The organism is Halobacterium wangiae, assembly GCF_021249345.1.
Taxonomy (GTDB): domain Archaea; phylum Halobacteriota; class Halobacteria; order Halobacteriales; family Halobacteriaceae; genus Halobacterium; species Halobacterium wangiae.
The window spans coordinates 1,125,469-1,152,402 of the sequence record NZ_CP089588.1 but is presented as its reverse complement, the minus strand read 5'-3'; the positions used below and the strand labels follow the sequence as shown (position 1 = coordinate 1,152,402).

Sequence of the window (26,934 nt, the reverse complement as noted above, 5' to 3'; positions counted from 1 at the left end):
GGTTACCGATTACCCCACTCGGGGGTCGGGTAGATGGGTGCGGTCTGCTGGACGTTCTCCGGCCAGACGGTCTGGAGTCCGGGGTCGGGCTGCCACTGTCGGACGAGCATGTTCTTGTCGATGACACCCCTGTCGTCGAAGGCGACCGTGCCGTAGGCCGTCGAGAACTCGGCTTCCCGGATGTGGTCGCGGACCGCCGTCGGGTTGAGTTCGTCGACGTTCTCGAAGGCGTTCTTGAACGTGATGATGACGGCCTCGCCCGCCGCGCTGTGGTAGTCCGGCGAGGCGTCGTAGTTCTCGTTGATCGCGTCGACGAAGTTCTGGGTGCCGCCGAACACGGGGTCCTCGAAGTCCGCGTTGATGTCCCAGGAGGTCGGACCGTAGATGTAGTTCCCGTTGTCGCCGACCTCGCCTTTGAACGAGTCGTTGAGGCTGCCGACCGTCCCCATCGCCGCGTCGACGTTGACGTCCTGGCTCTCCATCTGGTTGGCCAGGATGATGTTGTGCTGCTGATGGGCACACAGCAGCAGGATGTCGGCGTCGTTGTCTCGCACGCGCCCGAGGTTCGTCGAGAGGTCCGACGTGTCCGAGGGGAACGTCTGGTCGACGACCAGTTCCATGTCGGTCTGCTCGATCTTGTCGCGGGCGCCCGACGCGGTGGACTGACTGAACGTGTCGTCCTCGGCGAGGATGGCGATGGACTCCGGTGGGGAGTCCTGGGCCAGGCACATGTCGATGAACGAGCCGGGGTACTTGTCGGCCGTCGGCAGGAGGCCGAAGATCCACTCGTTGCCCTGGTTGAAGATCTCCGGGCTGGCACCGCCGCCCTCGACCATCGGCTTCTCGTTCTGTGCGGCCACGGCGCTGGCCGGGAGCGTCACCGAACTCGCGTACGGTCCGAGGAGGTAGTCGACGCCCTCCTGGTCGATGAGCTCCTGGTAGATGCTCCGCGAGGTGGACGCGTCCGTCCCGTCGTCCCGGAGGATCAACTCCAGTTCGTAGGTGGTGCCGTCGCCCGCCTCCACGCCGCCGTTGTCGTTGATGGTCTGGATCGTCAGCTCGTAGGCGTCCTGATACAGCTGACCGAGGTCGGCGTTGTCGCCGGTGAGGCTCATCGACCCGCCGAGCTTGATGGTCTCGGTCCCCCCGCCGCTGTCACCGGTGGTCGCGCCGCCGCCGGTGTCTCCACCGCCGGTGTCTCCACCGCTGCCCCCGTCGCCGTCTCCCGATCCGTCGTCGCTACAGCCGGCGAGCCCCGTGAGGCCAACTGCTCCTGTACTCCCCGCCACTTTCAGAAACGTCCGTCGGCTCTGTTTGTCTGCCATAGGTTGTCTCCAAACGCGTATCAATGATACACGTCCTGTGACAGTCATTGACAGACACGGTAATAAATGTTAGTGGTGGGTACTTTCGCGAGCTCTGAAGCGATCTCGCCGGCGAGCGAGCGGACGGCGACGGACAGTTACCAGAGGACGCCCGGCCAGACGAAACTGAACAGCACCACGACGAGGACGGTCAGCACGACCGTCATGAGGAGGTTCAGCGTGACGCCAGCCCGTATCATGTCGCGCTGTTCGAGGTGACCGCTCCCGAAGACGATGGCGTTCGGGGGCGTCGCCACGGGCAGCGCGAACGCGAAACTACAGGCGATGGCGCCGGTGACGGTGAGGACGACGGCTGCGGGGATCGGCTCGACACCGAGCGACCCCGCGAGCACACTCCCGAGGCCGATGAGTATCGGTGCCAGGATGGTCGTCGTCGCCGTGTTGGAGGTCAGTTCGGTCGCGAGCACCGCGAAGACGACGACGGCCAGCACGATCAACACGAGCGGCGCACCGACGACGGTGTCGAACAGCGACTCGGCGAGCCACGCGATCGCGTTCGTGTCGCCGAGCGCGTCGGCCAGCGAGATCCCGCCACCGAACAGGATGATCGTCCCCCAGTCGATGTCCACGAGGTTCTCCCAGTCGTCGGCGTCGGCGAGCAGGATGGCCGGAATCGCCAGCAGGCCGACCACCACGTAGTAGAGGATCCCCCGGTGGCCCTCCAGGCCGAACACGTTCGTCCCCTCGCCGCCGAACAGCGTCACCTGCCACGCCGACGGGAGGACGCCCTCGAAGAGGAAGCCGAAGCCACCCACGATCCACAGGATCGCGGTCGCCGCGACGATGTACGTCGCTCGCCTGGCACGCGGCGAGAACGGCCCCTCCTCGTCGAGGTACTCTCCAGCCCGTGCCTGCGCCTCGGTCACGTCGTCGACCTCGGGCGGGTAGAGCCAGAACGTCAGGACGTACCACGTCAGTGGCAGCGTCACGACGACGATGGGGAACCCGACGACGAGCCACTCCGCGAACGATATCTCGACGCCGGCGAGGCGGTCGAGGAACGCCACGGCGACGACGTTCGGGGGCGTCCCGATGAGCGTCCCGACGCCACCGACGCTGGCGGCGTAGGCCGTCCCGAGCAGCGTGGCGACCTGCATGTTTGAGACCTCGCCCTCGGGCGTGTCGCGGCCGACGACCTCCGCGAGCACGCCGAGCGCGACCGGCGTCATCATCGCCGTCGTCGCGGTGTTCGACACCCACATCGAGAGGAACGCCGTCGCGAGCATGATCGCGAGGATAAGCAGCCGCGGCGACCGTCCCAGCCGGTTGATGAGGTAGAGCGCCAGCCGCCGGTCGATGCTGTGGGCCTGGAGCGTCTTGGCCAGCATGAACCCCGCGATGAACAGGAAGATGAGGGGGTCGGCGAAGCCCGACAACGCCGGCTCCATCCGGTCGTAGACGCCGAAGACGGTCAACATTACGGGGATCAGCAGCGCCGTCACCGGGAGGGGGAGCGCCTTGGTCACCCAGAGGATCGCCGCCAGGGCCATCGTCGCCAGCGCGAACTGTGCGGGGGCGTCGAGTCCCGGCGGCGTCGGCGCGGCGGCGACGGCCGTGGTCACGACCAGCGCGACGCCGACCGCAGCGGCCGTCCGTGGGTTCGCCAGCCCGCTCCCCCCGGTCATGGTGTCTGCCCTCCAGTCGGTCCCTCCCCCTGGTTCGTCCGTGTCGGTCGGTCCATCGTCGGTGTAGTCATTGTCAGAAGTGTTCCACTAGCGCGCAGATCTGGGTCTCGTTCAACTCCGCCTCGTACAGTGCGTACAGGTCCTCGAGTCGGTCCTCGGAGAGAATCCGCGTGTCGCTCTCGAGCATCGAAACGTGGGCCTGCATGATGTCGTCGACTTCGGACTCGACGTCGCGCTGTCCGAACCCGGCCGCGACGCGGAGCAGTCGCCACGCCGCCGGCGAGATATCGCGGATATCGACGTCGTCGACCGCACGCTCCTCCATTTGTTGCTAACTGGTTGCATCGTACAGACTACCATAACTGTTCGTCTCCCGGGTAGTCGACGGCAGAGAGCGATCCAGCGGGTCCGAGACGGCGTCTACGGCGTCATCTGTGGGATGTTCGCTGAAGAACCAGCACCGCGGGCGCTACTTGTTCGAAGCGGGACGGAGGTCGTCGACGCTCCGCTCGTGTTTCTCCTTCTGCAGGTAGCGCTCGATTCGCACCCTGTCCGCGTCCGTGATCCCGTACCCCTCCTCGTCGCCGCCCTCCTCGTCGTCGGTCTGTTCGCTCATCTCTCGGCCCACGGGGTATACACTGTCCACGAGAATAGTCCCCGGGCCTAATCGATTACCCGGGGGGTGTACGGACACAGCCGGGGTCACGGCGCAGTCACGTGCGTTCTTCGACGACGATGTCGCGGGCCTCGGAGACGATCCCGTGGCCGTCGTCGAGTGCTTCGACGTCGAGGGCGACTGCGGCGCCGACGCCGTCCTCGAGTGTGAAGTTCATCTCGACGACGTGCTCGAAGCACGTCACCACGCACTCGAGGTCGCCGTGGTTCTCGGAGAACGCTCGTTCGTACAGCGGGGCGGAAATCGACTGCATGCGGGACTCGTCGACTGCGTCCAGTAGTTCCGCCTCGGAGTACTGGTCGGCGACGTCGCCTCGGAGGTAGACGACGTCCACGCCCTCGTAATCGTACTTCACGATGCTCCGGAGCGCGCCGTCCGTTCGCTGCTCGAAGAACGTTTCGAGCCGGGACGCCATCTGTGCAGCCATGCGCCTACAACTGGGACCCACATGGATAGTAGTGGGACGAACACCCTACGCCGTGAAAACGAGCAGTGGGGTATAAGCCCGGGTGACTCACCTACTGTGACGATTGGGGTATCGGCACGCGACTCCCGTTTCCGCCGGCGGAACCCGGCACGTCGTACGCTCTCCTGGGACACCTCACGAGTCCAGTCGTTCGCGCCGACTCACGGAGCGTCAGTCCACCGGAGTCACTCGCTGTCCGCGTACTCGTCGTCGGTGACGTGCTCCATCCAGGAGATGGCTTCCCCGTCGAGTTCCTCCTGGATAGCGATGTGCGTCATGGCCTTCTCCGGTCGTGCGCCGTGCCAGTGTTTCTCTCCCGCCGGGAACCAGACGACGTCGCCCGCACGGACGTGTTCGATGGGGCCGTCTTCGCGCTGGACGAGCCCACAGCCGCTCGTGACGACGAGTTGCTGTCCCAGTGGATGCGTGTGCCACGCGGTGCGCGCGCCAGGCTCGAACGTCACGCTCAGCGCGGCCGCACGGGCCTCGTCTTCCGGGTCGAACAAGCGCTCGATTCGCACGTCTCCGGTGAAGTACTCTTCAGGCCCTTCCTCGGACGGTCGCGAGCAGCCATCTGTAATCTCCATGTGCTGTTCTCATCTCGAGCCCGTACCACTTGGCTCCGGTGCTAACTGTTACCGTGTTTACCTGCTGCTGTCGTCAAGGGGCTGCGACGGAACGCCTGGAAGCTCGCCCAACCTACAGTCGATTCGCGGGGTCGACGGAGAGCGGCTGTCGGAGATCCCGGTCTTCTTTGGCATTCGCTGACGGTACGTACAGCGGATTCAGTAGTCGGGATCGGCGATGATGTGGTCGCCGGAGACGAACCCGATACGATAACAGGTATCACCTCGTTCGAGATACGCTTCCAACTCGCCATCAGTCCGCGCCGATACACTTCGTCGCAGATTCTCTAGTGCAGCGGACTCCGCTCCTATCTCCGACGTGTATTCACCCTCCTCGAGTGCTGTTCGCACGATTTCTCTCTGCTCGTTCGGAAGGTCGCTGAAGACGATCGGTTCGGTAGCGTCCCGTTCCGCCTCGGAACGCGTCACCTCTTCGAGCCAGAACCGAATTTCGGTCGGCATCTCGTCGTCGGTCGTGGTCGGAGTCCCGTCGTCCTGTTCGGTCACGCACCCTGCGAGGCCGACACTCCCGAGTAAGAGACCACGACGGAGGATGGCACGCCGGGACTGGGGCATACCGACGAACGTGTCGGCTGGACGTAAGTATCTTCTACTGCGTCTATGGACCGCTCGGGTTGTCGGCGATACCTACGCACGCCTGCTCACCAACTATCTCTGGGAATCCCCTGTCGAAGATCCAGCAGTCCGGCACTCGTGTCGGCAGGTGCAGGCGGACTACGAAGCGCAGACTCCGCAGTTTTCCGTTCCAGACTCGACTCTTTCCTCTAGTCGAACGATCTGCCCGGAACACGACCAGTGGACGTCGTCTCTCAGCGTGTCACCGTCGCCTCCACCTCGACCTGGGCCGTGGCGCCGTCGTCGGGTGGGCTCGCGGCGCCCGCGTCCGTGTTGTCGACCAGCACCACGAAGTCACCACTCCCGAGCACCGCCATCCCGTCACCGTCCGATGAATCCTCGCTCTCGGCCTCGGTCTGGAAGGTTTCTCCGTCCTGGAAGTACTCGAAGTTTTGGGAGGACAGCACGTAGCTGTCCACTGCAGGTCCGTCGGCGACCGAGAACTCGTACTCGACGCTCCCGGGCCCCGAGAACTCCCAGGTCTCGTACTCGCCGGCCGCGACGCTGACCGTCTCGTCGGTGATAGTCGTCGTCTCCACCTCCTTGGTCGTCGTGGTCGTCTCGATCGATTCGGTGTCGGTTGTCGAACCCTCGATACAGCCCGCAAGTACGGCAGTCAGCGCGGCTGCGCTGGCCAGGAGTCGTCGTCGCGTCGTGGGGACCATACGAAATTCCGTATAATGCTGTATATTAAATCACTAGGTAAAAACAGTACTCGGCTGCTGCCAATACACGAGATACGATTTTCGAGGTTCGCCTAAGATCGCGATTGCGGGCGTTCTCTGAGGTCAGCTTCGAGTCCTTCGAGGCGCCCACGGAGCCGAGCGATCTCCGCCTGCTGGGGCCTGAGCAGTTGCCCGAAATCCACGACGGATCGGAAGTTAATGCATATATCCGACAATCTTGTCTTCCGACTAACGATGCAATTCTGTGACGGGTGTGGTTCGATGATGCGCACAGAGGGCGACACGTGGGTGTGTCGCTCCTGTGAGAACGAGGAGCCACGGGACTCGCAAGCAGAAGCGGCGATGACGACCCAGGATGGACAGCGGGACGACGGGGCACCCGCCGTGGCCGACGCGACTCAGAACTCCACCGAGACGATGCAGGAACCCTGTCCGGCAGACGACTGCGACAGCGACCGGGCCTACTACGAGATGATGCCGAAGCCGGGGGGCTCCTACGAGGTTCGGCTGTTCACCTGCGTCGAGTGCGGCCACAAGTGGCGCGAGTCCTGACGGCGCATCTCGCGAACCCCGCCGCTTACATACGCACAGACCGCCACATCAGACTCGCAACGCCCGGGGTACTCGGTCTCAAGTGGAGCCACACATCGGCTCCAGACCAACTCCCACAACGTTCTTGAGGCTACAACAACCGCTGCCACGAGCGCCTTCGTTGGGATGTTCATTCCCCCGATTATCGGTGCGGTAATCGTTGGACCGCTCTCTCTCCAGAAACGGAACCGAAGACGGGGCGGTGTTCGGACTCCTCGGGATTGAAGTTGTAGCCGCAGAGCGGGCAGTGAGTGAGCGTGTTGAACCGGCGCCCACGGGAGTACGTGGTGACGCGGAGGCTGACGCGGACCACCCCCGAGAACCGCCGCTACGTATCAGAGAACCCCGGAAAACGTTATGTACGTAGTGGGACCGCCCGAGCATGAACGGGTCCGGAATTCTTCGGCTCTAGCGCGGCTCTCGCGTGGTTTCTGTTCGAGGTTTCTTCGAGTGTCATTGTTGGAGTCTGAGTTGGTCGACGTAGCTGCGGCGGCGGTGCTCCATGCGCTCGCGGGGCGTCGCCTTGTCGTAGTGCTGGCTGATGGTGTCGGGCGAGGCGTTCACGCGGACAGCGACCACCTCGGGCGGCACGCCCGAGTCGAGCTGCCAGGTGATCGAGCCCGTGCGGACCTGATGGGGACTCCGCGACGACGGGCACTTGCTCGCCTCCTGCCGCTTGGTGAACTCGCAGTGCTGCGGGTTACGGTCGTGCGGGCACTCCCCGTGGATGCAGGGGAGCGTCGCCATGTACGTCCAGACGCGCACCGTGTTCTGACTCGGGCGACCGAGGCGGCTGGCGAACAGCGGCCTTCGGCCGTGGTCGTCGTGGACGTCCCAGCGCTCCCCACGAGTCAGATAGGCGTCGAGAGCGTCCGTGACCGGGTCCGAGAGCGCGACCGGGCGCTCGCCGTTGCGCTTCTTCTTCAGCGGCGTGCCCGTCCCCGGGCGGTGGCGGAACTCCAGGTACTGCTCGCCGGAGTGGTAGTCGCGGGCGTCGAGCCCGCGGATGGCGCCGAGGCGACAGCCGACGTTCCAAAGCACTTCGAGCAGGGCGTGGCGCCGCGACCCGTGCTCGAACTCCCGGTAGTACTGGAGCAGCGCGCGGGCCTGGGGGGTCGCCAGCTTCGTGTCCGAGCTCTTCTCGCTGGCGTCGATCTTCGGGACGTGGATCTTCTCGCTCAGTCCGTCGTCGACGGCCTCGATGCGCTCGAGGTAGCGGACGAACTGGCGGAGCGTCTTCATCTGGTTGCGGAGCGTGATGGGCGCGATGTCGTCGCCGGCGCGCGCCGTCTCGTAGTTCTCGAACGTCCAGCCGGTGAGGTCGCTGACCGCCTCGATGTTCTGCTTCTCGGCCCACTCGACGAACTGCTTCAGTCGGTAGTGCAGCGTCGTCGCCGTGTGGTCCGTGGATTCCGGCCGGCGCCGGTCGACGTATCGCTGCCACGCTTCGCGTGGCGAGAGGTCTTCTGGCCGCATCTCAGTTACCCCCGATTGCGGCCGCCTCACCGTCGCAGAACACGCACAGGCCGGTGCCCTCGTTGTAGTTGACCGTCGTCACCGTCCGCCCGCAGCCGGCGCAGGTCACGTCGCTCATGGGCCGGTGTTCACCGTCACGGGCGTGTTGTGGTCCTCCGGCAGTGGCTCGCCCTGCACGGATTCGAGACTCTCCATCGGGTGGCTCTCCATCGTGCACCACTTGCCACGGCGCCGTTCCTGGCGAATCCAGGCGTCGGCGTCGTCGGTGAAGCCGACCCGAACGAGCCGACCGATGCTGTCGCTGTAGCGGAACAGTTCGTGCATCGGTCAGTTCCCCTCCTGGATGCGGGGCGCGATGACGAACCGGCCCTCGTAGAGCGTCGTCTCGTCCTCGATGCGCTTGAAGTCGAACGCGGCGGGCCAACTGTCGCCCCAGCGGAGCGTGAGTTCCGTGACCTTCGCTTGCTTGAGGGCGTTGACGACGTCCCACAGGTAGGCCATCGACAGCCGGGAGCTGACGCCCTCGGTCCCTCCGTTCAGCTTCTCCAGGTCGCTGTCGAAGACGGCGACCGATTCGTAGTCGTTGGACTCCTCGAGAGTGGCGCGGCCGCCGAGGAGCAGATCACCGTCGCGCTCGCGGATATCTACATCGTCGGCGCCGATGTGGTCGACGACGTCGTGGAGTGCGTCGACGTCCACGGTGGTTGCCCACTGGGCGTGCTGGTCGATACCGGGCAGCCCCGGCTCTTCTCGAAGCGCGTCCGGGTCGAGCGCGAGGAGTTCGTCGGTGATCTCGACGCTGGTCTGGTCGTACTCGCGCTCGATAGAGACGAGCGTGCGGCTCTCGTCGAGCTCGAGTGTGACGTCGTCGTTGGTCCGCGTGCCCATCCGCGCGTCCCGCAGCGCCGTCTTGAGGCGGCTGACGTTCGCGCCGACGACCAGCTCGTCGTCGAGGTCGTAGGTGTCGAAGGCCTCGGGATGGATGGTGATGCTGGCGGCGCCGACGCTCGCAGCGTCGATACACCGCATCTTGATGCCGTGCTCGGTGAGGTGGAGTTTCCCCTCGGCGACGAGCGGCGTCAGCAGCGCCATCGCCGGCCGAATCGTCCGCCCGTCCGTCTCGATGGACAGCGAGTCCTCTGACGGCGTCTCGAAGATGCGCGACTGCTGCGCTTTACTCATCGCGACCACCCCGCCACGCCGCGCAGAAGCGGCAGAGTGCGCGGCCGTCAGCGTTCATCCCATCCGCGGAGCGTGGACACTCCGCGCAGGGAGTCGCGCTGGATTCTTGGGGTTGCGGTGCTTCTATCGCCGTGCGGGCGTTCGTGCCCGCGGTGGTTTCAGCGAACATCTTCCGTCCGCGAAACCGCTTCTCGGGACGTGTTGCAGCACGTCCCGGTCTTCTACGACCAACAGACTCGTCTTCGTCCAGCCAGCGGTCTTCGCACCTACCCTCAATTCAGGCCCGTAGCATAAATGCAACGGTGTAGTAAATGCTCGCATGAGAAAGCAAGTATGCGGTGACTAAAGCAGAGGTACTATTTTGCGGATGATTAGGGGGTGGCACTGCAAATCTGCTGTTGATGAGAAAGTCGGGCTCGTGGATGACGATTTGGGACGACCGGATTCTGGAGTACATCAAAGAGGAGGAATCAGGCTCTCCAGCCGAACTCAAGGACTCTGGATTCATTCGAGTCTCAAAGTCCCAAATCTCGCGACGTCTCCGGCGCCTCGCAGAATATGGGATGCTCCAACACCTCGGGAACGGTGTCTACGTCATCACCCAGCGCGGTGAGGACTACCTCGCTGGCGACCTGGACGCCGACGAGATCGAAGACCCGGACGACAACGGCGAGAAAGCGCACTCGTAGCCCCCAATGATGAGAAAGACGGCGACGTGGATGCGGCAGTTGGATGAACGGATACTCGAGCATCTCGACGAGAGCGGCTGGTCGACGCCCTCACTAATGGCGAACCATCCTGGATTCGAGAAGATGGAGGTCTCGAAGGGGCAGATTCGGGAGCGGTGTCAGATGCTCGCAGACGCTGGTCTTGTTGCGCTACAGCACCAGGACCTCTTCGAGATAACGACATGGGGACAGCTCTACCTGCGTGGAGAAGTTGATGCAGCAAACCAACGACGACCTCGTTCAGGCCGCATACTCAATGGTTAGGAACCCTGTAAATTGATATTAAGTATGGAACTTCAGTTTGGCCATCAAGAACTAAATACCGGAGTTGTTAAGACACGCGTATGAAGAACCCCAAGCTGCTCCCATTGGCGATCTTGTACGCCGAGGACGAGGACGCAGTGGAGGGTATAACCCGCTTCCAGAAGCTCGTGTTCATGGCTCAACGGAAACTGGATGATCTGGAAGTGGGGGACTATGAGTTCCGGCCAGACGATTATGGCCCCTTCTCGAAGGAACTCTACGATGATATTGACGAGCTAGCAGCTGACGATTACATTAGTTGTAAAACTACGAGGACTCCATCAGGTGGAGTGAAACAAACGTACGAACTTAACGAGAAGGGGAAACAGTTTTTGGAGTTTCTCCTTCACACCCGACGAGAAGCCGAAGAGGGCTTACAATTGTCTGAGATTGAGGCGCTCAAGGAACAGTACAACGATGTGCCACTGTTGGAATTCATCCAGGAAGTCTACGACGAATACCCCGAAATGGCAGTCAACAGTAAGCTCAATCTCAATTAGCTGCTAGTCCTCTTCCAGTTCCCCGACCGCTTCTAACTGTTCTTTGACTTCCTCATCCACAGCCATTTCTTCCTTCAGCTGATTGAAGTACAGTTCATAGTCACCAATTTCGGCTGTATCCACCTCATCCGAGCTGATACCATGACTTTTCACAATTTCTGCAAGAAGTGTAGTCATCAACTCGTCCCCCTCTGAAGACCTGTCTTCATTCGTTTGGTCTGATCCTGCCTGATTTGTCGAGATTTCTGCTTGGTCCGGCACCTCTGTTTTTCTAAAGGTTGAGGAACTACCTTCATCCCTTTCTGCTTTCAGCTCCTCGATGACTTTTCGATCGAGATCCACATCCTGAAGACCGATGTGAGAGATATCCTGGCTATGGATGTACACGTAGTCCATGTTTTCCCACCTCCAGGGTTCTGAAGCATCGGTGGGGTAGTCATGGATGGAGAGAAGAAGGTCCCGGGTCTGTGCGAACGAGCCTGAATCTAGGATCTTCCCTGAAATTTCGTCCCCCTTTGTCGTTGTAACTCGGACGTGAGCATCCGTTTCCTCGAAAACTTGGTCCCAAACGGCCGTGCTTGTTGAGGAGTCACCGTCATAAAAAGGCCTCCACACCGTTTCTCGAAGCTCAGTCGCAATACCCGCTAGCCCAATAAAGCCAATAAACCGGCTTTTTGCCCCGGCCAGCTTTGTCCGAACCCATCGACATGCTCTGACCACACCGATGTTTGGGAATATGATGGAAAGCGACTTTGTCAATGGTTCCCGGCGGCTGCCGAATGATTGGTTATTAACTAGATGGTATTTGTATCTCCCATAAAAGGCGCCAAGAAGAACGGCAGTAGATAGGACTGCTAAATATCCCCAATAGAAGTCATTCAGTTTCAACCCGATTAAGTCCTCTACAGTAAGAGCAGTTCCTGAACTAAGCCAGTCGAGAGAATAGAGAGCATAAAAGGCGATAATGCTAAGAAAAATACTGTAAACAATTGCGTCAATCCTATTATCATCATCTAAAACGTCTGCTTCTCGCCGGTAGAATTTCACCCCAAGAAGGCCTGGAACGATGAAGAGGATGATGTAAAGGAGGTTGATCCCCAGTAGAGTGTCCGCATTCACTATTCCTGGGCACGATACCCTCATATAAAATGTTTATTCTCGCAACTTTCGGCCGTTACACCATCAACTGGAGACCACTTCCACTTCCACTCTGCCCGCCACACCTTCTTCAGCCGTCTCTATCTCCGACCGGATATGGCGCAGGACCCACAGCTGTACCACGAACAGGTCGCCGACTTCGCCGAAGACTGGCAGCCGTTCCGCGGTCTGCTCGAACCCGCCGAGCAGGCCCACTGGGACGCGCTCGTCGACGCCGCTCTGGAACGCCCGTATCCCGGCCACGTCCAGAACGAGGCCGACGCGAAGTGGCCGATCGTCTTCTCGATGCTCGTCGAACAGCAACAGCAAATCGTTCGGCTTCGGGCCGAAGTGAAGAAGAACTCGAGGATGACCACAGAAAGGCCTGACCAAGCTTCAGGAGCGAGGAATTATGAACCAGTCACAGAGAGCAACCAATAAGACATGAGAACCACAGCGAAGTACCTGATTATTGGTACTGTGGTGTTCGCCATTCTCAGTATAATCACGGTTCCAGTTGCTGAGAGAATTAACAGTACATACACCACAAACGAAATTCAGGCGATGGGAGTTGTAGCGAACGCATTTCTCTCCTCAGCTTTGGTGGTCGGTTACTTGATGTCTGTAAAAGTTGCCAGTCAACAGGAGACCTTGATGCAGGCCGGATACACTGCTATCCTCGAGGAGGTCCACTCAAGCGGCTCAGATACCTACAGCGAACGGGGACACGAGATTACGATTCCTGCTTACTCTATTACGCTAATCAACAAAGGAGAAGGCCTAGCGCAGAACATCTTCATCAAGTTCATTCCCGATTACGACCGTCAAGCAACTGATGTCGATATTCGTCCGAAGAAATCCCCACTGCCAAGGAAGGAAGGAGGAGCAAAATCCAGCATTAGTAAGGGGGGTGTCCTCGAGTCTGGCCATTCAGAAGAATTCCGGGCACCAGTGGAGTTTGAATATGATTCTGGTGATGGACCAATTTCCCTGAAGAATACGTTGAAGGAGTTAAATGGCGATGTCGACAGCTTAGAAGTCGGATTCGAGATTTCCTTTGAGAATTTAGCAGAAGAGGAAGGGAAACTCCATCCGCGTGGAAGACGAATTCCTACCGACGAATCTGTGAGTTTCTCTAATGTAATGGAGCATGGTAGGCCAATACGAAGTGAGGAGTTACCCTCTAATTCTTAGAAGAGGTGGTCCAAATCGTCCAAGCTGGTTTGCTGCTTGTCCCCTTCAAACTGGGACTTCGCATCTAACATGCTCTCGAGATTCCCACCCTCAACTCCCTGCTTGTGCTCAATGTGATCCAAAACCCGGTACTCGTCGATTGCAGGCCTGAGGCGCTGCGATTCTAAACTCTGCTGTTCGCTATTGAGGAGCTTGCTTAGGCGGCTTGAATCTTGGTCTCGAGCTAGAAGCCGGTCATAATCTAATCCGCTGTTTGAAGGTAGGTGGCTTGGCAAACGGTCGTACTCGTACTTCTTGTAAATATAGTCCGAAGGATGGAACAACTGGAACTTCGGCTCTGAGTTCGAAATCTCATCAAAGAGATGAGGAGGAAGATTCCCCCCAATGTGCTTATTCCCGAGAATATCGAAACCGAACCCGAAGGTCAAGAAATCAGCTGCTGGAGCGCCATCAGAGTCGGACGAGTTCCGACCGCTGTTTGCATTCAAACTGTAGAGGAAGATGTCCTCTTGGAGGCCTTCCATAGCAACCTCCCTCATTAGGGGAGTGACCATGTCCGAGAGCTGGGTATCAGCCGTCACCTTTCTACCACTGAAATTGAAGCAGAACGCCCGGATGGCGTTGTTCATGTAAAACTCGACGATCTGATTAGTGAATTGCCATGGGAGGGGTGGAATTGTCCCCATGATTGGTTTCTCGTTAAGCTGCATCGAGACACGAACGAACTCCTTTACGTTCTGCATATACGTCTTGAAGTACTTCGAGGCCGTTCCTCGGTCGTCTTCCTTGATTTTCTCGAGGAGAGGCGTCATCAGGGGTACAGCCACGAAGTCAGAAGTGGACTGGAGGAAATCAGAGAGATAACGCAGGTTTTCTTCCGAAAGAGGCTTTGTCGACTTGATTTTCACAAATATAATATTCAGCTCTCCGGTCTGAGCCCGGTTCCGAGCAGTCCTGATTTTCTTTTTCAGGGGAGACTTCATCGAATTACGAGCCTGGTCCAAGTCCCCCGAACTTATCTCAATATAAATCTCGTTAATGCCCCGAGCCGAATCTACAATCGGGTCTTTCCTCGTGAGCTTTCGTAGCGGGATCGCTTTAGTCGGCGTGTCGATGCTCTTAGAGCCCACACGGATAGTTTTATGTGTGAATAGAGTATCGTCGTCAATATTCCTGACTCGAACCCGGAGATTCGGCATACTATTAAGGCCCTTGTCACATACCCTTAAATAACTGAGGATACAGTATGACCAATGACCAATTGGCACCACATGAGCTATCGGAGCAGCTCAATAATGCCGAGAAAATATTCGTGATGCTAGTGGATGCAGAAGGTGGCAGATCTATCCCTGGAAAACTTTGGCTCCAAAAAGAGATGTTTTTGATTGCTAAGAATCTCAAACCTTTGGAGTACTATCTATCGTATGAACCTCATCTCCAAGGTCCCTACAGTGAAGAGGTTGACAACCTTTTAGAGAACCTTGATTACCGGGGGATAATTTGCCGCCGTGGGCGAGATATCACCCTCACGGAAACTGGAGAGAGTATTGCGGACTTCCTTAGATCGAGCGCCGACGACGAGCTCATTGCCCTTATTCAGGATGTGAAGAACCTCGCAAATGACCTAACAAAAGATGAGCTGCTAGTTTACGTATACTATACCTATCCGGAAATGACTGAGGCATCCCTTGAGAAGCCCAATCTTGAGGAGAACAGAGAGGTTCTCGCGAGGAGCCTATATCAGAAGGGGAAGGTGACAGCGGAAAAAGCGGCAGAGCTTGCTGACCGAGATACAGAGAACTTCGTTCAGGCTATTCGTGTCTAAGTTAATTCCGGACTTGGAGACGGTCCTGTTTTGGGGCAAACAGGAATCTGATATTACAGTCCAAGCGCATATAGCCAGGAGTGAGTATGAGCTCTGCATCCCCAAACGGGTTGAGGAGAATCTATCGAGAGGGACGTGTGAGAACATCCTTGATAGCGGTGATGTAGTGCCTTGTACGGACGTGGAGTTCAAGGATACGCGAAAACGTCATTTCCGGCTTGGTAGTACCCAAATCGCTGCTATCGGTCTGGCAAAGGAAGAATTGGAACGAGGGAAGACCTGCTACTGTATATCTGACTCTAGAACGGCTCATCGAGCGTTCAATCGCGCAGATATTCCCTTCTGGGACTCTATATCTTTTACTGCGACGTTGTTTGATGATAGTATACTAAAATTTGGAGAAGGAGAACGCCTAATCAAAGCCCTATCAGAAGCTGGTGCAGATATTCCTAAAAACTACACGTCACTTCTTAAGGAAGAAGCAGCAACGTTCCCCGTTTGACTGAGTTTAGGGGTAAATTCACCACAACTCCTCTGCTTCTGCGTCTAATTGCGTACCAGCGTACTGCAGGTAATCATTCGCGCTCGACAGATCCGCGTGTCCCATCGTCTGGCGAATATACTGCGGCGTCGCGCCTCGAGCAGCTATCAGCGTTCCATATGTGTGTCTGAGTACGTGGGGAGTCACCTTCTTACGGAGCCCTGCTTCTGAGGCGACGCGCTTCACGCGGTTGGTCACGGTCTGTCTGGTCGCGCCGTACTCGCTATCGTACCCGAAGAAGTCTCGGAGTCGCCGAATCGTTCCAGGGTGCTTTACGGGAATGGTTCGCGCGGCGTGAGTGGTCTTCGGGGTCCAGTCGCCGTCCTGGCCGGGGACGCGGAGGTGGTCTTTCTGCCAGTCCATCCACTCGTCGGTCATGTGTGCCAGCTCGTTCGCCCGGAGGCCAGTGTGGGCGAGCGTGTAGATCGTCACCTGATGGTCGAGGTCGAAGTCGTCGGCTACGTCCAGAAGCTGCTGTAACTCGTCCTCGGTCAGGGGTTCGCGTTTCCAACTCATGTCTCGCAGTACAACCGTTTTACAGCCAACTCCTAGAATCTTCCCCTCAGTGGGGGTCAAGGCCGCTAGATTTTACAGACTTGTATCTCTGTAAAACCGGAGAACCACTGGTCTGCGATTCTGTCAGTGTCGGGCTTTCCGAGATTTCCGACACTCGTGCCAGGGTAGTTTCCCCGCTCTGGGTTGGAAACCCGGAGACGGCGCAACCCTGTTTGAGCCTTTATGTTCTCTATCCCCCACAACTCGACCGCATGCTGGAAGACATCACTCAGCAACTCCGAATCGGCGAAAAATCACCTCTGGGATTTCTGGCGGGAATGGTGGTGGTACTGCTAGTAACCCGACAGGGGCCGCCCGCAGTTCAGACCTTAGAGGCATTCATAGCAGGCATTACGTTCATGTCTCAGATTCAGATGGTACTGTAAAGGCCCCTGCGACTACTGCAAAATCCCCGCCGTAGCACCGGGGGTGTCGCACTCTCAGTGATTCTCCGACACGGAGTTGGGAGTAACGTCGCGGTTTCCGGTCTTCTCCGACGCTAGGGGAGAATGGAGTGGTTAGGAATATATCATACTGTCAGACCCCGTTGTTTCTGAATCCCACTTCAGCGCGAGCCTCTCTAAGCGGACGTTTTAGCTTTAGATACACGATTGGAAGTCTTCGTGACAGTCGATAGGAGAATCCAAGAAAGCCAATCATGAGGATGGAGGTCGTTGTTCCGTTGAGGATCTCAAATTTTGACGCACGGAAGAACAGAAAAGCGAAAGAGAGGGTGAAAAACGACAGTACGAAAGCAAACTGGAAAATGGTGTCAACAGCCTTCGCGAGTGAGTACCCCCAGAATCTCTCCTTGTAAGACAGGTTCACTAACCGATCATTTGCCAAGGCGTTAGTAGCGTGTAGCTGAAGTTCAAAAATATATCCAAGTAGAGTATGCTGGATCTTCTTCAAGACCCCATCGCCTTCGGGTTTTTGGGGTTTAACTAAGTTGCTCGGCTCGGCAGACAGATTCTCAATGGTTTTGAAATAGATGACGGTGTATAGAATCCCAACTATGCCAGGGATAGGATTATTAATAAACCAATCAAGAGTGTTGAGGACCCACCGCAGGGAGATAAGGCCTAAAGAGCCATCAAAAAGTAGAGTATTTTCATAAGCTACAATCATGTGGCTGATTGAACCATCCTGGTAGAGATTCTGGTAAAGGCTTATTGATTCAACCCCGGGTATTCACTTCAAGACTGGTTTTGGAGAGAGAACGGAGGGAGGAGGAACCAAAAGGTCCCAAGTTGAGTTAAGGAACGAGGTGGTAGACTTGCCTCCAACCGGCGTCGAGCGGTGTCCACACGCCGAGCGCGTGGCTCACCGCGTCGTCAAGCGCGACTGCGGCGCCGACCAGCGCGACGAGCCGCCACTTCAGGGGATAGCCAGCCCACATCCCGCCGGGCCAGCAGACGCCAACGAGCGCGACCGTCACGCCCGCGAGCGTCAGGGCGGCGCCCGTCCCGTGGTAGAACGGCCAGACGGTGGCGAACGCGAACAGCGCCGTCAGGCTGCCCGCGAGCGCCAGTAGTGGCTCGCGGCGGGCGTAGTCGTCCGCGACGACGAACACCGCGACCGCCAGCACCAGCAGGCCGACGTAGAGGTGATGGGGCGCCCCAACGTGGCCGTCTGGCACCAATTCGGCGGGAAACATCACGACGACCCTCCACCGCCGCGCAGCTTGTCGACGGCGCCGACCGTCTCCCGGCCGAACGCCCACACCGTCGCCAGCAGCACCTCGACCGCGAAGACGTCCCAGACCGCCTTGGGGACGCTCACACCGCCGAAAACGGCGCTAGCAATGAGCGTGACGTGCGCGAGCACGATGATGCCCGCCAGCAAGTCGTTCGTCCACCGGTAGCGCGTCGCCGCTGTGGTCGTCTCTGCGTCGCCGCTCGCGTCCGCTGGGGTGTCCTCAGTCATGCTTGCCTCCGTCTGTCCGCAGTCCCTCGCGCTTCAGCGCGCGCTCGTTCCGCGTCGACCGCCGCGCGTTCCGTGCGACCGTCTCAATCAGCCCGTCGCTGTACTCCTCGCCCTCCAGGGCGCGACGCGACCACCGCGCGTCCCGCGCCGCCCGCCGGACGTACCGCAGTGCCCCGACCGCGCAGGCCGCGGTGATGATGGCCGACGCCTGCATGATGGAGAGCATTAGCCGCTCGCCCCCGTCCAGACGTCGCGCACTTCGTCGTAGCCGTCTTCCAGCACGTCGTCCACCTCGCTGTCGAAGCCGATGGGCGCCGCTTCGAGGGCGTCGACAACGAGCTTCACGACGACAAGCAGGAGCACCAGGAACGCCCCTGTCTCGACGATGGAGAGCGCGTCCGACGTCATAGGCCGTACCCCGGCTGAGAGCCCCGCCCGATTGATTCGTGCTGTCCGTCATCATCGTACCCCGGCATGGCCGGCTCCGGTGCCTCGACGTCCTCCGGCGCCTCCCAGCCCACGCCGTCGCTCGGCGCAGGGAGGTGACCGCCCTCGCCCTCGTCGGGGTTGGCGATGTCGTCCTCGTCGCCCGGGTCGTCGCCCGGCGCGGGCGACCAGGGCTCATCAGACGGCGCCGCGGTGCCGCTGTCGTCGCCGTCGTCGCCCTGGACGTCCTCGGCGTCGCCGCCGCTCCCGGCGAGCTCCTGGACGAACGCCTCGGCGTCCTGGACCTGCTTGCGCGTCGCGCCCGCCGCGGCCAGCCGCGTCGCCACGCCCGTCGTGACCGCGGTGACGGCGCCGCCCGAGATGAGGAACGCCCCACCGACCGCGCCCACGACGATGAGCACGGGTTCGGGGTTCTTCGCCGCCTCCTCGATGACGTCGCCGGCCATCTTCCCCGCCCACGTCAGGCCTTCGCTCGGGTCGTCCCCGATGGCGCCCTCAGCGTACCCGGGGATGCTTCCGACACCGCCGCTCTGCGGGTCGCTGTGGCCCGGCAGGCCGTCCAGCGGGTTGTCCGGCAGGTCGGGAGTCGTCGCGTCGTTCCCGTACGTCGTCTCCCCGTCGCTAGATCCATCGAAGAACGGCGCCAACCAGCTCGGCGCCGCGGTGGCGCTCGGGTACTCGTCCAGGAGATCGTCGATGATGTCCCCGTACGTTCCGCCGTCCGTACCGTCGCCGTAGTCCTCGGGCGCCTCCCACCCCTGGCCGTCCTCGGGAGCGGGCGCGTGCCCGCCGCTGTCCGGCGTTCCGGTCGGCGCGTCGGGGTCACCGATGGTTTCGGGGTCGTCCTGGAACCAGCCTTCGTCAGAGCCGTCCCCGGACGGGTCCTCGGCGCCGTCCTCCGCCCCGTCTTCGCTGCCGTCCTCGTTCTGGTTCTGGTTCTCCTCGCCGCTCTCGTCGGGCGCGGGGTCCTCTGCCGGTGACTCGCTCGGGTTGTTGTTCCGCGGCAGGTTCGGCACCTGCGGGACGAACAGCAAGGCGAGTAGCGCCAGCAGCACGGCCCACGCCGCCTGTGCGCGCTTCTTGTTATCCACGCTGTTCACCTCCGCTACCGTCGCGTGCGGGCCTCTCGCCCGCGGTCCTGTTGTCACTCATTGTGTCACATCTGGACCCCGACGAGTTCCATGCTGACCGAGGCGGAGTCGGTCTGAGAGCTGTCCCACACGCCGCAGGCCAGATAAATCTCGTCCAGGTAGCTGTCTGTGGCGACGAGAACCGGATTGTCGCCGTCCGCCATGTCGATGCTCGATCCGTCGGCGTACCGGAGTTCGGCAGTCCGGCCACCGTCACCGCCCGACTTCGACACGCGAGCGAACACCGGCACGACGCTCCCCGAAATCTGCCACGTATTCGAGGCACTACCGCCCGACTCGTTGAACGACACAGAGCCCGTGAAGTAGTAGTTCCCGAGCGTTCCCCCGAGGTCGCTGGCGTGCTTCCCGTCGACAGTGTCGGCATCCACCTGGCCGTCGACGGTGGTACGAATGTTTGCGTCTGAGCGGTGAGCGCCCGCGGTGACCCCGGAGAGCTGGCCGTGGTCGGTCACGGTCATCTCCAGCCACGCGGCGCCATCGTAGACGAACGCCGCATCGCCGTCGACGTCGTACCACGTCTGGCCCTCCTCGGGGTTCGCCGGCTGATCGGTCTGGACGTAGTCGTAGCCCTGGAATCCAGAGCCACCCGACCCCCAGACGCCCACTCAGACCACCTCCCGAATCTGCGCTTTCACAGGCGTCCCGCTCGACTCGACGAGACGCACCGCCGAGGCGTTATACGGGATGTGCTCGACCGCCGACTCGTCGTCAGACGGCAACGATACTGGCGATTCGTCCGGTTCGTACCAGTTTGTACCGCCATCCGGTGAGAGGAACACCTGAACGTCGACGGCCGTCGCGGTCGACACGCCGAGGTAGAGCGTGAACGCCGAGACGTCCCCCACCTCGACGTCGATGCCGTCACTGATGTCCTCCTCGCCCTCGGTCAAGCCGGACTCCCCGGCGGCTCGCTTGCGAATCGTGTAGTCGCCGAAGCTCTCCTGGGGCATTCAGTCCATCACCTCGTATCCCACAGGTTGGATGGAGTACAGCCGCTCTCCGGTGGTGTCCAGGAGGTTCCGTACCGTGATCGAGAGCTCCTGCTCGAAGCCCCGCGCCGGGGTGAACGTCACCGCGAGATCGTCGATGTCCGTCGGCGGGATCGGCGCCGGCCCGTACACCACCTCCCCGTCCATCCGGACGACGTACTCGGAGTCTGGGCGCTTCGAAATCGCGACCGTGCCGATGCGGAACTCGGCGTCGTTCGTTACGGGCTGAAACGTCAGCGTCGCCTCCTCGTTGGAGCCGAGCTGCACGCTCGTCGGCTCGCAGAACGGCCGGTCCGTCTCCGCCGGCTGGGGGATGAGATCGGGCACTACTGGCCCTCCCGGCGGCGCTCGATCTCCCGCCGCTGTTGGTCGGGGATGGTCCGCTTCTCTCCCTCAATCACTGCCTGTTCGCGCGGTTCTTCCCACGTCGTCGGCTCGTCGGTGCTGTCAGTCATCGTTGGTAATGTGGAAGACCCAGGCGAGCAGGAGCGCGACCTGCGCGGCCTGGAGGAGCACTTGGACGTCCTGATGGCTCCACTGCGACGCCTCGATGGCCGCCGTCAGCGGCGAGACGTCGGCGCCGCTCGTCGTCTCCCACTCGCCCGCGTCGGTCGTCTGGGCGCTCTCGGGATCGGTGCTGTCGCTCGCCGTGGTCTGGTCGTCCCAAAGATTAGGATTCATCGTCGAACCTCCGGCGCTACATCGACTCCTTCACAGCGCCCATGAGGCCTGGCACGACGTCGCGGCCCTGGTACGCCGAGAAGTTCAGCAGCGCGTTCGTCGCCATTGCGCCGTCGCCGTCGGGGTCCTCGAAGCGCACGACGTACGGAACGTCCACGTAGACGTCGAGGGTCATGTCGGCCGCCACGAACGGCTCCAGACCGTCCTCGGCGTCGGTGAACTCGAAGAACTCCGGCTGCTCGCTGAGGTTCTTCCGGTGGATGTTCTTGGCCGACAGCGTCTTGAGGTTCTTCGACGTCGACGTGGAACCGTCCAGCGCCTTCTCGATCTCGATGGTCCCCGCCTTGTCGGGGATGTAGAAGACGTGGACCGTCGAGGCCGTTCCTGGGTCAGTAACGTCGATGTCCCCGGTGGAGAGGTCCACGCTGTCGGGCGTCCCGTAGTAGTCGCCGTCGAGGTAGACGACGACGTTCTGGGTGTTCGGACAGTCGAGGATGCCATGCGAGACGGTGAACGTCTCCTGGTCGTCCGCGGTCCCGTTGGTTGGGCCGAGGCCTTCGTAGGCCGGCAGCGCCACCTCCAGGGTCTTCCCCGACTGCTTGCCGAGGAGCTTGTGCGCGGTGTCGGCGCGGAGCCGGGCGATTCGCGTTCGCTGGCCCATCGACCCCGGCGACCACTCGAAGGACTGCGGCGAGAGGTTCCGGCGGTCACGGCCCGTCTCCTGCAGCGTCTTCTTGACCTTGTTCGGAATTCCCGACATGGTCACCGGGAGAAGGGGCCTTCCGTCGCGTCCGTCGACACCTGGGCGACCGACTCGGCGGAGCTCCACGGCACCGAGGAGTCCACCATGATGGCGAACTCGTCGATGTCCCGGATCTTCACGCTCGACGGCGTACCTTCCTGGCCCGAGGCCTCGGGGTACTCGAGGTCGACCTTGCTTTGGTCGATGTTGTCGGCGTCCTGCTGGGTGGTGATGTCGTTGCGGACGTAGTGGCCGATGTTCGTGATCTCCTCACTGATGCGGTGGAACGACGACTGCGTGGAGCGCCGCACCGCGAGCCAGACGGTCGTCGTCCCGATCGGGAGGGGGTTGCCGTCGGAGTCCCGCGGCTTGAGGAACAGCGGGAGGCCCGACGCGGCGCCGGCCGCCACCGCGTTGAGGAGGCGCACGGCGTTCCCGCGGTCGGGGCTGAACGTGACGACGGCCGTCTCCTGATCGGCGACGCCGTCCCGCGCCTCGACGTTGTTGCCGGTGGCGCCCTCGTCGAGGAAGATGTTGGCGGAGCCCGCCATCAGTTACCGGCCTCCGAGATGTGCTGCTTGATGTTCCACCGCTCGGCGGCCTTGTCGACGGCGTAGAGGCCGCCGCCGAGCATGATCTCGCGCTTGTAGGCGGGGGAGTACTGTGCACCGACGACGACGGCGCCGCCGTAGAGCTCGTCGGGGATGTCGTAGGTGGTGTTCGGTTCGACCAGGTTGCGCACGACGGTCGGGGCCATGAAGCCGCCGAAGACGACCCCGGCCTGACTCCAGAACTCGGGGTCTGCGAGTTCGTCGAGCGCGTCCATCGCGTCGCTGGTAGCTGCCATGATGCACTCAAAGAGAGACGGGGGTCGTTTGTGGGCAGGCCGCACAGAAGCCGCCGGGAGCCGCGCAGAGCCGCGCGAAGGCGCGTACTCCCGGTTAGCGTTCGTTCTGGTGGTACTTCGACATCAGCCACGCCCCGAGTTCGGCGTTCCCCGGTTCCCACCCCATCTCCTCCTCGAAGTCGTCGGCGATCTCGCGGAACAGCTCTGCTTTATCGCCGTAGAACGTCAGGCTCTCCTTCGGTTGTGGCATCGTGTTAGGCCCCCTCCGTTCGCTCCTCGGGCGGGAGGAGTTTCATGCCCTCCGCGCCGTAGTGCGTCGCGTCCATCTGGATGTTGCGCGTATCGATGCGCCGCAGGTCGCCGCTATCGTCCGAATACACCCACTCGCTGCCGATGGTGTGCTCGTCCTCGCCCTCGCCCTCGGTGAACCGCCGGAGCGGGATGCTCTCGCCGTCCACTTGGAGGTCCGACGGAAGTGCCGGCAGCGTCGTCTTCTGGGGGTTGTGGACGTCCGCGGGGTACTCCGCGATTCGCCGTACTTTGTCCATGTCGGCGCTCGACGTGAAGCCGCCGAGAATCTGGAACATCATGTTCCCCAGCATCGTCTCGTTGAACTCTGCCGGCCGCTGCGTGGCCCACAGACTCGACGAGCCCTCGCCACGGCCCGTCGTCGCCATCCCCTTCACGACGTCGGGGAGAGCGCCCGACTGCGGCGCGACCCAGTGGGCTTCGTCGATGACCGTCAGCGACGATGCGGACCCGGACGACTGCGCGAGCCGGCGCGCGGCCTGGATGACCGGCGCCGCGACTTCCTCCCGCCACGTCTCCGGCCCGAGTTCGTGGCGGGCCAGGATGAGCCGCGGGTTTTGCCGGAGAATGGTCGTCCACTCCTCGACGCCGAACGCGGCCGCTTCGCGCGGCCCGACGATGTAGTGAACGGCGAGCCCGGACTTCACCAGACCGCGGTACTCGTCGGCGTAATCGAGGCACACGAAGTAGTCGTAGCGCGGTGCGTTCCGCTCCATCCACGCTTGCAGGTGCCACGACTTCCCCCACCCCGATTTCGCCGCAAACGCTCCATGCACGGCTCAGTCCTCCGATTCCTCGACGGCGGTGACGTCAATGACCTGCTGCCCCGAGAGTTCGAGATCGCGGCCGTGCCAGCGGGAGAGCACGACCGTCTCGCCGTCCTCCAGGCGCCGCAGCACGTCCTCGTTGAGCGTCACCGACTGCTCCGTGGGCTCGCGCGTCGGCTCACTGCTCGCCGTCAGCGACTTCAGCACCTCGACCGACGCCAGCAGCGCGAGGAACAGCGCGACCGCGAACGCCAACTCGTCGGCCATCCCGTCGGCGTCGAACCCGTCCGTGTACGTCATTCCTCGCCCTCCAGGTCGGCGGCGACCGTCGCCATCACCTGCTCGACGGTGGTGAGGTGCGCGGTCAGCACCGTCTCGATTCCCTCGCCGGGGCTCCAGTCGACGACGTTCTGCTCGAACTCCTCGAGAGGAACGCCAAACTCGTTCTCGACGTGGATGCCGGCCAGTTCCCGGTCCTCGAAGGACTCGGCTTCCGGGGACTGCGAGCGGTAGGCGGTCGCCCACGCCGCGATCTGGTTCTCCCAGGCGTCCCCGTCCAGCCCGGCGTACTGGGCCGCCTGCTCCGGGTTGTCGAGGTGGTCGGGCGCGAACTCCCCGAAGTACCAGCCTTCGAGGTCCTGGGTTGCGGCGGCTTCGGCCATCGCTTCCAGCTGGTCGGCGCGCTCCTCGACGTCCGCCACGGCGTCGACGGACACCTCCGCGTCGGAGGCCTCCGCGAGCCGCTGCGCCAGCCGCAACTGGGAGGCTTCGCGGCGGGCGACGACGGTCGCCAGCGCCTCCATCTGCGGCCGGAACCGTTCGAACATTGCTCCTGCGCTCTGCTTCTGCATCTGCTCCTGGACTCTGTCTATCATCTTAGTCGTCGGATTTCGCTTTCTTCAGCGCCTTACTCGGCAGGTCGGTCTTCGAGATGAGCACGGTCGCGGCGAGGGCGGCGGTGGCAATGAGCATCCCTTGGGCGGGGTCCATCTCGGCCTTCCCCTGCTGGTTCATCCACTCGTCCACGTACTCGTCGAGGTGGAGGTCGCGGGCCAGCGATTCGTCGATGTGCTCGGCGTCCTCGTCGCCGTACTCGTCGATGACGGCGTTGAGGCCGGTCGTCACCGTCCCAACGTAGAGGTCGCCCCAGTTCGGGCTGCCCTCCTCGGTGGGCTTCGCCAGATCGCCGCTCCCCTCCTGGTCGTCGCTCTCGTCGTCTTCGTCGTCGCTACCGGCGCCGGCTTCGGCCTCGACGTCGGCGGCCAGCGAGGCAAGTTCGCTGTCGACGTCCGCGCGCTCGCCGTCGTCGATAGTGGGCTGGTCGTCGCCCGCGGAAGCGCGCTCGCCGGCTCTCTCAGCGCCCTCACTCGCCTGCTCTCCCTCCTCGCTTGGGTCGGCGGTCTCTGCGTCACTCATCCCAGAGACCCCCCGCTTCGGCCGCTTCCGCGCCCTCTCCGGCGCTCTCCTCATCGTCTTCGTCCTCGCTCGGGGCGGGTTGAGCGGGCGCTTCCGGGTCGCTCTCCCGAACGACGAACCAGTAGTACGCGCCAGCGACCGCGAGAGCGACCCCGGCAAGCAGCAACGTCTGCCGGTTGAGCGGGATGCCAGCGCCGCTCTCCTGGGCGCTCTCTTCGTTCTCGGATTCGCCCGACTCCGGCGCTTCCTCGTCGCTTTCGTCGCTGCTCTCCTTGCCTTCGAGGTCGGTCTGCTGTTGCTCGTACTCCTCTGGGGTTGCCATACCGCCCTCCTCGGGGTCGCTTTCCTCCTCGTCGGAAGCGCGCTCGTCGGCGCTTTCAGCGCGCTCTCCGTCCTGTTCTCCCTCTTCGTCGTCGGTGTCGTTGACGAGCGCGCTTGGAGCGCCCTCCTCGACGGCTTCGCGGGCGCTCTTGTCGTGGTCGCTGTCGCTCATCGCGTTGATGTGCGAGAGAACCGAGCGCCTCGTCCGCGGTTCATCGTCTCCGAAGTCACAGCCCTCTACGGGGCATTTGTGGTCACTCATGTCATCTGTTGCTCGATGTGGCCCTCGGCGTCGTGGGCCTGCTCGCCTTCGCTGGCGAGCCGGTCGCTCAGTTCTTCGAGTCGTTCCAGTTCGAGTGGTTCCTGACCGTGGTCCACCCGAATCGCGTTGATCGCGGCGGCCGCCCCCTCGGCGTCGCGCTTCGCCTCCAGGGCGTCCTCGATGGCCCGCTCCAACCGGGAGATGCCGGCCTTGTACCCCTGCCACGCGCGGCCGAGAGCGCCAGCAGCGGGGCCGGTTATCTCCTCCTCTGTGTCGGCGCCGTCCTCGTCGAGAATGTCGGCCACCTCGGCCTCGTCGTAGCCGCAGGCGTCGGTCAGGAACTCGCAGGCGTCGGGGTCGCCGTGCTCGCAGTGGCCGCGGGCGTGGTCGCACTCCTCGCCCATCGCCGCCTCGGCGCGTCCGAGTCGGTCGTCAGTGCTGTCGCCAGCATCCAGGCGCTTCCCGCTATCCTCGCGGGCGGCCTGCTCCGCGAGGTCGCGGTGTTCGTCGACGCTCAGGGTAGCGTCGTAGTGACTCGTCCAGTCGTCGACGCCTGCGGCGCGCATCACGCCCTCACGGCCGCTGCTTTCCGGTAGTTGTTCTCGTCGGTGAACGGGCCGACGCGCTCTTTCTCGCTGTCCGTCAACTCGATTTGTCCGCTGTCCTGGTCGCGCTCGCTTCGTCCGCTCGCTGCCTCCACATGTGCGCGGTCGAGCAGCCAGTCGGGCGCATCATTGACGAACGCAACGGTCTTCAGCCGGCGGTCGTCGTCGATGGGACAGACGTACTCCTCGTGTTCGCGTCGCCACTCGTCGGCGGTCTGCTTCGTGCCAAATTCAACGGTTTCGCTCAATGTCCACCTCGCCGGAGAAACAGGCGAGAGAAGGGCATAGACGCCCGGATTGCTATATCCGTATTATAGTATGGGCAATCCTTAACCGGTA

Annotated in this window: 45 protein-coding genes; 9 read left to right on the top strand and 36 right to left on the bottom strand. The window is 61.7% G+C overall.

Annotation, left to right across the window (positions count from 1 at the left end):
• Positions 1 to 2 precede the first annotated feature (2 nt).
• The 8 genes from LT965_RS06370 to LT965_RS06335 all read right to left on the bottom strand — a co-directional run bounded on the left by LT965_RS06370 (position 3) and on the right by LT965_RS06335 (position 6,079).
• The gene (locus LT965_RS06370; protein ID WP_232703182.1) at positions 3 to 1,325 is read right to left on the bottom strand and encodes an ABC transporter substrate-binding protein; all 1,323 of its coding nucleotides are present in this window, start codon (positions 1,323 to 1,325) and stop codon (positions 3 to 5) included.
• A 137-nt stretch (positions 1,326 to 1,462) separates the two neighbouring features.
• Complete coding sequence (locus tag LT965_RS06365) at positions 1,463 to 3,010, bottom strand: SLC13 family permease (RefSeq protein ID WP_232703181.1); 1,548 nt, start codon at positions 3,008 to 3,010, stop codon at positions 1,463 to 1,465.
• A 73-nt stretch (positions 3,011 to 3,083) separates the two neighbouring features.
• A complete protein-coding gene (locus LT965_RS06360) occupies positions 3,084 to 3,335 on the bottom strand; it encodes a DUF8599 family protein (protein WP_232703180.1) in 252 nt (83 codons plus the stop codon).
• 144 nt (positions 3,336 to 3,479) lie between these two features.
• The gene (locus tag LT965_RS06355) at positions 3,480 to 3,626 is read right to left on the bottom strand and encodes a hypothetical protein (protein ID WP_232703179.1); all 147 of its coding nucleotides are present in this window, start codon (positions 3,624 to 3,626) and stop codon (positions 3,480 to 3,482) included.
• Positions 3,627 to 3,723: 97 nt separating this feature from the next.
• A complete protein-coding gene (locus tag LT965_RS06350) occupies positions 3,724 to 4,113 on the bottom strand; it encodes a DUF7522 family protein (RefSeq protein ID WP_232703178.1) in 390 nt (129 codons plus the stop codon).
• 224 nt (positions 4,114 to 4,337) lie between these two features.
• Entirely contained in the window at positions 4,338 to 4,739 is a 402-nt protein-coding gene (locus LT965_RS06345; RefSeq protein ID WP_232703177.1) for a (R)-mandelonitrile lyase, read from the bottom strand.
• Positions 4,740 to 4,937: 198 nt separating this feature from the next.
• Positions 4,938 to 5,354, bottom strand: a complete 417-nt coding sequence (locus LT965_RS06340) for a DUF7979 domain-containing protein (RefSeq protein WP_232703176.1) — start codon at positions 5,352 to 5,354, stop codon at positions 4,938 to 4,940.
• Positions 5,355 to 5,608: 254 nt separating this feature from the next.
• Positions 5,609 to 6,079 (bottom strand): hypothetical protein, encoded by a 471-nt coding sequence (locus LT965_RS06335; RefSeq protein ID WP_232703175.1) that lies wholly within the window; start codon positions 6,077 to 6,079, stop codon positions 5,609 to 5,611.
• Positions 6,080 to 6,334: 255 nt separating this feature from the next.
• Between LT965_RS06335 and LT965_RS06330 the strand changes: the two genes are divergently transcribed.
• Positions 6,335 to 6,652 (top strand): RPA12/RPB9/RPC11 RNA polymerase family protein, encoded by a 318-nt coding sequence (locus LT965_RS06330; protein WP_232703174.1) that lies wholly within the window; start codon positions 6,335 to 6,337, stop codon positions 6,650 to 6,652.
• A 492-nt stretch (positions 6,653 to 7,144) separates the two neighbouring features.
• Here the strand turns inward: LT965_RS06330 and LT965_RS06325 are convergent, their stop codons facing one another.
• The 3 genes from LT965_RS06325 to LT965_RS06315 all read right to left on the bottom strand — a co-directional run bounded on the left by LT965_RS06325 (position 7,145) and on the right by LT965_RS06315 (position 9,349).
• Positions 7,145 to 8,167, bottom strand: coding sequence for a tyrosine-type recombinase/integrase (locus LT965_RS06325; RefSeq protein ID WP_232703173.1), 1,023 nt, complete (start codon positions 8,165 to 8,167; stop codon positions 7,145 to 7,147).
• Positions 8,168 to 8,281: 114 nt separating this feature from the next.
• Positions 8,282 to 8,491 (bottom strand): hypothetical protein, encoded by a 210-nt coding sequence (locus tag LT965_RS06320; protein WP_232703172.1) that lies wholly within the window; start codon positions 8,489 to 8,491, stop codon positions 8,282 to 8,284.
• Positions 8,492 to 8,494: 3 nt separating this feature from the next.
• Positions 8,495 to 9,349 carry a beta clamp domain-containing protein gene (locus tag LT965_RS06315; RefSeq protein WP_232703171.1) on the bottom strand — a complete coding sequence of 285 codons (855 nt, stop codon included), beginning with the start codon at positions 9,347 to 9,349 and terminating at the stop codon, positions 8,495 to 8,497.
• A gap of 401 nt (positions 9,350 to 9,750) precedes the next feature.
• Between LT965_RS06315 and LT965_RS16750 the strand changes: the two genes are divergently transcribed.
• The 3 genes from LT965_RS16750 to LT965_RS06305 all read left to right on the top strand — a co-directional run bounded on the left by LT965_RS16750 (position 9,751) and on the right by LT965_RS06305 (position 10,880).
• Entirely contained in the window at positions 9,751 to 10,038 is a 288-nt protein-coding gene (locus LT965_RS16750; RefSeq protein ID WP_489886066.1) for an ArsR family transcriptional regulator, read from the top strand.
• 6 nt (positions 10,039 to 10,044) lie between these two features.
• Positions 10,045 to 10,341, top strand: a complete 297-nt coding sequence (locus tag LT965_RS06310) for a hypothetical protein (RefSeq protein WP_232703170.1) — start codon at positions 10,045 to 10,047, stop codon at positions 10,339 to 10,341.
• A gap of 80 nt (positions 10,342 to 10,421) precedes the next feature.
• Positions 10,422 to 10,880, top strand: coding sequence for a hypothetical protein (locus LT965_RS06305; RefSeq protein WP_232703169.1), 459 nt, complete (start codon positions 10,422 to 10,424; stop codon positions 10,878 to 10,880).
• A 3-nt stretch (positions 10,881 to 10,883) separates the two neighbouring features.
• Here LT965_RS06305 and LT965_RS06300 read toward each other — a convergent pair whose 3' ends face one another.
• Positions 10,884 to 11,999, bottom strand: a complete 1,116-nt coding sequence (locus LT965_RS06300) for a DUF6338 family protein (RefSeq protein ID WP_232703168.1) — start codon at positions 11,997 to 11,999, stop codon at positions 10,884 to 10,886.
• Between the two features lie 135 nt (positions 12,000 to 12,134).
• Here LT965_RS06300 and LT965_RS06295 point away from each other — a divergent pair, with 135 nt between their 5' ends.
• The gene (locus tag LT965_RS06295) at positions 12,135 to 12,458 is read left to right on the top strand and encodes a DUF8156 family protein (RefSeq protein ID WP_232703167.1); all 324 of its coding nucleotides are present in this window, start codon (positions 12,135 to 12,137) and stop codon (positions 12,456 to 12,458) included.
• 3 nt (positions 12,459 to 12,461) lie between these two features.
• Entirely contained in the window at positions 12,462 to 13,211 is a 750-nt protein-coding gene (locus LT965_RS06290) for a hypothetical protein (protein WP_232703166.1), read from the top strand.
• Here LT965_RS06290 and LT965_RS06285 read toward each other — a convergent pair.
• Entirely contained in the window at positions 13,208 to 14,410 is a 1,203-nt protein-coding gene (locus LT965_RS06285) for a hypothetical protein (protein ID WP_232703165.1), read from the bottom strand. The two genes, LT965_RS06290 and LT965_RS06285, sit on opposite strands and share 4 nt — an antisense overlap.
• Before the next feature lie 47 nt (positions 14,411 to 14,457).
• Between LT965_RS06285 and LT965_RS06280 the strand changes: the two genes are divergently transcribed.
• Positions 14,458 to 15,036, top strand: coding sequence for a hypothetical protein (locus tag LT965_RS06280; protein ID WP_232703164.1), 579 nt, complete (start codon positions 14,458 to 14,460; stop codon positions 15,034 to 15,036).
• 181 nt (positions 15,037 to 15,217) lie between these two features.
• The gene (locus LT965_RS06275) at positions 15,218 to 15,538 is read left to right on the top strand and encodes a hypothetical protein (protein ID WP_232703163.1); all 321 of its coding nucleotides are present in this window, start codon (positions 15,218 to 15,220) and stop codon (positions 15,536 to 15,538) included.
• Between the two features lie 18 nt (positions 15,539 to 15,556).
• On the opposite strand, the gene LT965_RS06270 is transcribed toward LT965_RS06275, so the two are convergent.
• Positions 15,557 to 16,093: a tyrosine-type recombinase/integrase gene (locus LT965_RS06270; protein WP_232703162.1), complete on the bottom strand. Its 537-nt coding sequence runs from the start codon at positions 16,091 to 16,093 to the stop codon at positions 15,557 to 15,559.
• 251 nt (positions 16,094 to 16,344) lie between these two features.
• Here LT965_RS06270 and LT965_RS06265 point away from each other — a divergent pair, with 251 nt between their 5' ends.
• Positions 16,345 to 16,518, top strand: a complete 174-nt coding sequence (locus LT965_RS06265; RefSeq protein WP_232703161.1) for a hypothetical protein — start codon at positions 16,345 to 16,347, stop codon at positions 16,516 to 16,518.
• A 151-nt stretch (positions 16,519 to 16,669) separates the two neighbouring features.
• Here the strand turns inward: LT965_RS06265 and LT965_RS06260 are convergent, their stop codons facing one another.
• The 22 genes from LT965_RS06260 to LT965_RS06160 form a co-directional block, all read right to left on the bottom strand.
• Entirely contained in the window at positions 16,670 to 17,260 is a 591-nt protein-coding gene (locus LT965_RS06260; protein ID WP_232703160.1) for a hypothetical protein, read from the bottom strand.
• 127 nt (positions 17,261 to 17,387) lie between these two features.
• Complete coding sequence (locus LT965_RS06255; RefSeq protein ID WP_232703159.1) at positions 17,388 to 17,789, bottom strand: hypothetical protein; 402 nt, start codon at positions 17,787 to 17,789, stop codon at positions 17,388 to 17,390.
• Positions 17,789 to 18,058, bottom strand: a complete 270-nt coding sequence (locus LT965_RS06250; RefSeq protein WP_232703158.1) for a hypothetical protein — start codon at positions 18,056 to 18,058, stop codon at positions 17,789 to 17,791. Before LT965_RS06250 ends, LT965_RS06255 begins: the two co-directional genes overlap by 1 nt.
• Positions 18,051 to 18,284: a hypothetical protein gene (locus LT965_RS06245; protein WP_232703157.1), complete on the bottom strand. Its 234-nt coding sequence runs from the start codon at positions 18,282 to 18,284 to the stop codon at positions 18,051 to 18,053. Before LT965_RS06245 ends, LT965_RS06250 begins: the two co-directional genes overlap by 8 nt.
• Positions 18,284 to 18,466, bottom strand: coding sequence for a hypothetical protein (locus LT965_RS06240; RefSeq protein WP_232703156.1), 183 nt, complete (start codon positions 18,464 to 18,466; stop codon positions 18,284 to 18,286). Before LT965_RS06240 ends, LT965_RS06245 begins: the two co-directional genes overlap by 1 nt.
• On the bottom strand, positions 18,463 to 19,605 hold the full coding sequence (locus LT965_RS06235) for a hypothetical protein (protein ID WP_232703155.1): 1,143 nt from the start codon (positions 19,603 to 19,605) through the stop codon (positions 18,463 to 18,465). Before LT965_RS06235 ends, LT965_RS06240 begins: the two co-directional genes overlap by 4 nt.
• A gap of 56 nt (positions 19,606 to 19,661) precedes the next feature.
• Positions 19,662 to 20,261 (bottom strand): hypothetical protein, encoded by a 600-nt coding sequence (locus LT965_RS06230; RefSeq protein ID WP_232703154.1) that lies wholly within the window; start codon positions 20,259 to 20,261, stop codon positions 19,662 to 19,664.
• Positions 20,262 to 20,606: a hypothetical protein gene (locus LT965_RS06225; protein WP_232703153.1), complete on the bottom strand. Its 345-nt coding sequence runs from the start codon at positions 20,604 to 20,606 to the stop codon at positions 20,262 to 20,264.
• Complete coding sequence (locus LT965_RS06220; RefSeq protein WP_232703152.1) at positions 20,607 to 20,972, bottom strand: hypothetical protein; 366 nt, start codon at positions 20,970 to 20,972, stop codon at positions 20,607 to 20,609.
• On the bottom strand, positions 20,972 to 21,100 hold the full coding sequence (locus LT965_RS16565) for a hypothetical protein (protein ID WP_269782715.1): 129 nt from the start codon (positions 21,098 to 21,100) through the stop codon (positions 20,972 to 20,974). Before LT965_RS16565 ends, LT965_RS06220 begins: the two co-directional genes overlap by 1 nt.
• Positions 21,093 to 21,326, bottom strand: coding sequence for a hypothetical protein (locus LT965_RS06215; protein WP_232703151.1), 234 nt, complete (start codon positions 21,324 to 21,326; stop codon positions 21,093 to 21,095). The genes LT965_RS16565 and LT965_RS06215 overlap by 8 nt, the downstream gene beginning before the upstream one ends.
• 16 nt (positions 21,327 to 21,342) lie before the next feature.
• Complete coding sequence (locus LT965_RS06210) at positions 21,343 to 22,086, bottom strand: hypothetical protein (protein ID WP_232703150.1); 744 nt, start codon at positions 22,084 to 22,086, stop codon at positions 21,343 to 21,345.
• Between the two features lie 2 nt (positions 22,087 to 22,088).
• A complete protein-coding gene (locus LT965_RS06205) occupies positions 22,089 to 22,619 on the bottom strand; it encodes a hypothetical protein (RefSeq protein ID WP_232703149.1) in 531 nt (176 codons plus the stop codon).
• Entirely contained in the window at positions 22,619 to 22,915 is a 297-nt protein-coding gene (locus LT965_RS06200) for a hypothetical protein (RefSeq protein ID WP_232703148.1), read from the bottom strand. Before LT965_RS06200 ends, LT965_RS06205 begins: the two co-directional genes overlap by 1 nt.
• A 94-nt stretch (positions 22,916 to 23,009) precedes the next feature.
• Positions 23,010 to 23,165 (bottom strand): hypothetical protein, encoded by a 156-nt coding sequence (locus LT965_RS06195; RefSeq protein WP_232703147.1) that lies wholly within the window; start codon positions 23,163 to 23,165, stop codon positions 23,010 to 23,012.
• Between the two features lie 4 nt (positions 23,166 to 23,169).
• A complete protein-coding gene (locus LT965_RS06190) occupies positions 23,170 to 24,000 on the bottom strand; it encodes an ATP-binding protein (protein WP_232703146.1) in 831 nt (276 codons plus the stop codon).
• A 3-nt stretch (positions 24,001 to 24,003) separates the two neighbouring features.
• The gene (locus tag LT965_RS06185) at positions 24,004 to 24,291 is read right to left on the bottom strand and encodes a hypothetical protein (protein ID WP_232703145.1); all 288 of its coding nucleotides are present in this window, start codon (positions 24,289 to 24,291) and stop codon (positions 24,004 to 24,006) included.
• Positions 24,288 to 24,866: a hypothetical protein gene (locus tag LT965_RS06180; RefSeq protein ID WP_232703144.1), complete on the bottom strand. Its 579-nt coding sequence runs from the start codon at positions 24,864 to 24,866 to the stop codon at positions 24,288 to 24,290. The genes LT965_RS06185 and LT965_RS06180 overlap by 4 nt, the downstream gene beginning before the upstream one ends.
• 1 nt (position 24,867) lies before the next feature.
• The gene (locus tag LT965_RS06175; RefSeq protein WP_232703143.1) at positions 24,868 to 25,407 is read right to left on the bottom strand and encodes a hypothetical protein; all 540 of its coding nucleotides are present in this window, start codon (positions 25,405 to 25,407) and stop codon (positions 24,868 to 24,870) included.
• On the bottom strand, positions 25,400 to 25,990 hold the full coding sequence (locus tag LT965_RS06170) for a hypothetical protein (RefSeq protein ID WP_232703142.1): 591 nt from the start codon (positions 25,988 to 25,990) through the stop codon (positions 25,400 to 25,402). The genes LT965_RS06175 and LT965_RS06170 overlap by 8 nt, the downstream gene beginning before the upstream one ends.
• The gene (locus LT965_RS06165; protein WP_232703141.1) at positions 25,987 to 26,556 is read right to left on the bottom strand and encodes a hypothetical protein; all 570 of its coding nucleotides are present in this window, start codon (positions 26,554 to 26,556) and stop codon (positions 25,987 to 25,989) included. The genes LT965_RS06170 and LT965_RS06165 overlap by 4 nt, the downstream gene beginning before the upstream one ends.
• Entirely contained in the window at positions 26,556 to 26,843 is a 288-nt protein-coding gene (locus LT965_RS06160) for a hypothetical protein (RefSeq protein ID WP_232703140.1), read from the bottom strand. Before LT965_RS06160 ends, LT965_RS06165 begins: the two co-directional genes overlap by 1 nt.
• Positions 26,844 to 26,934 lie beyond the last annotated feature (91 nt).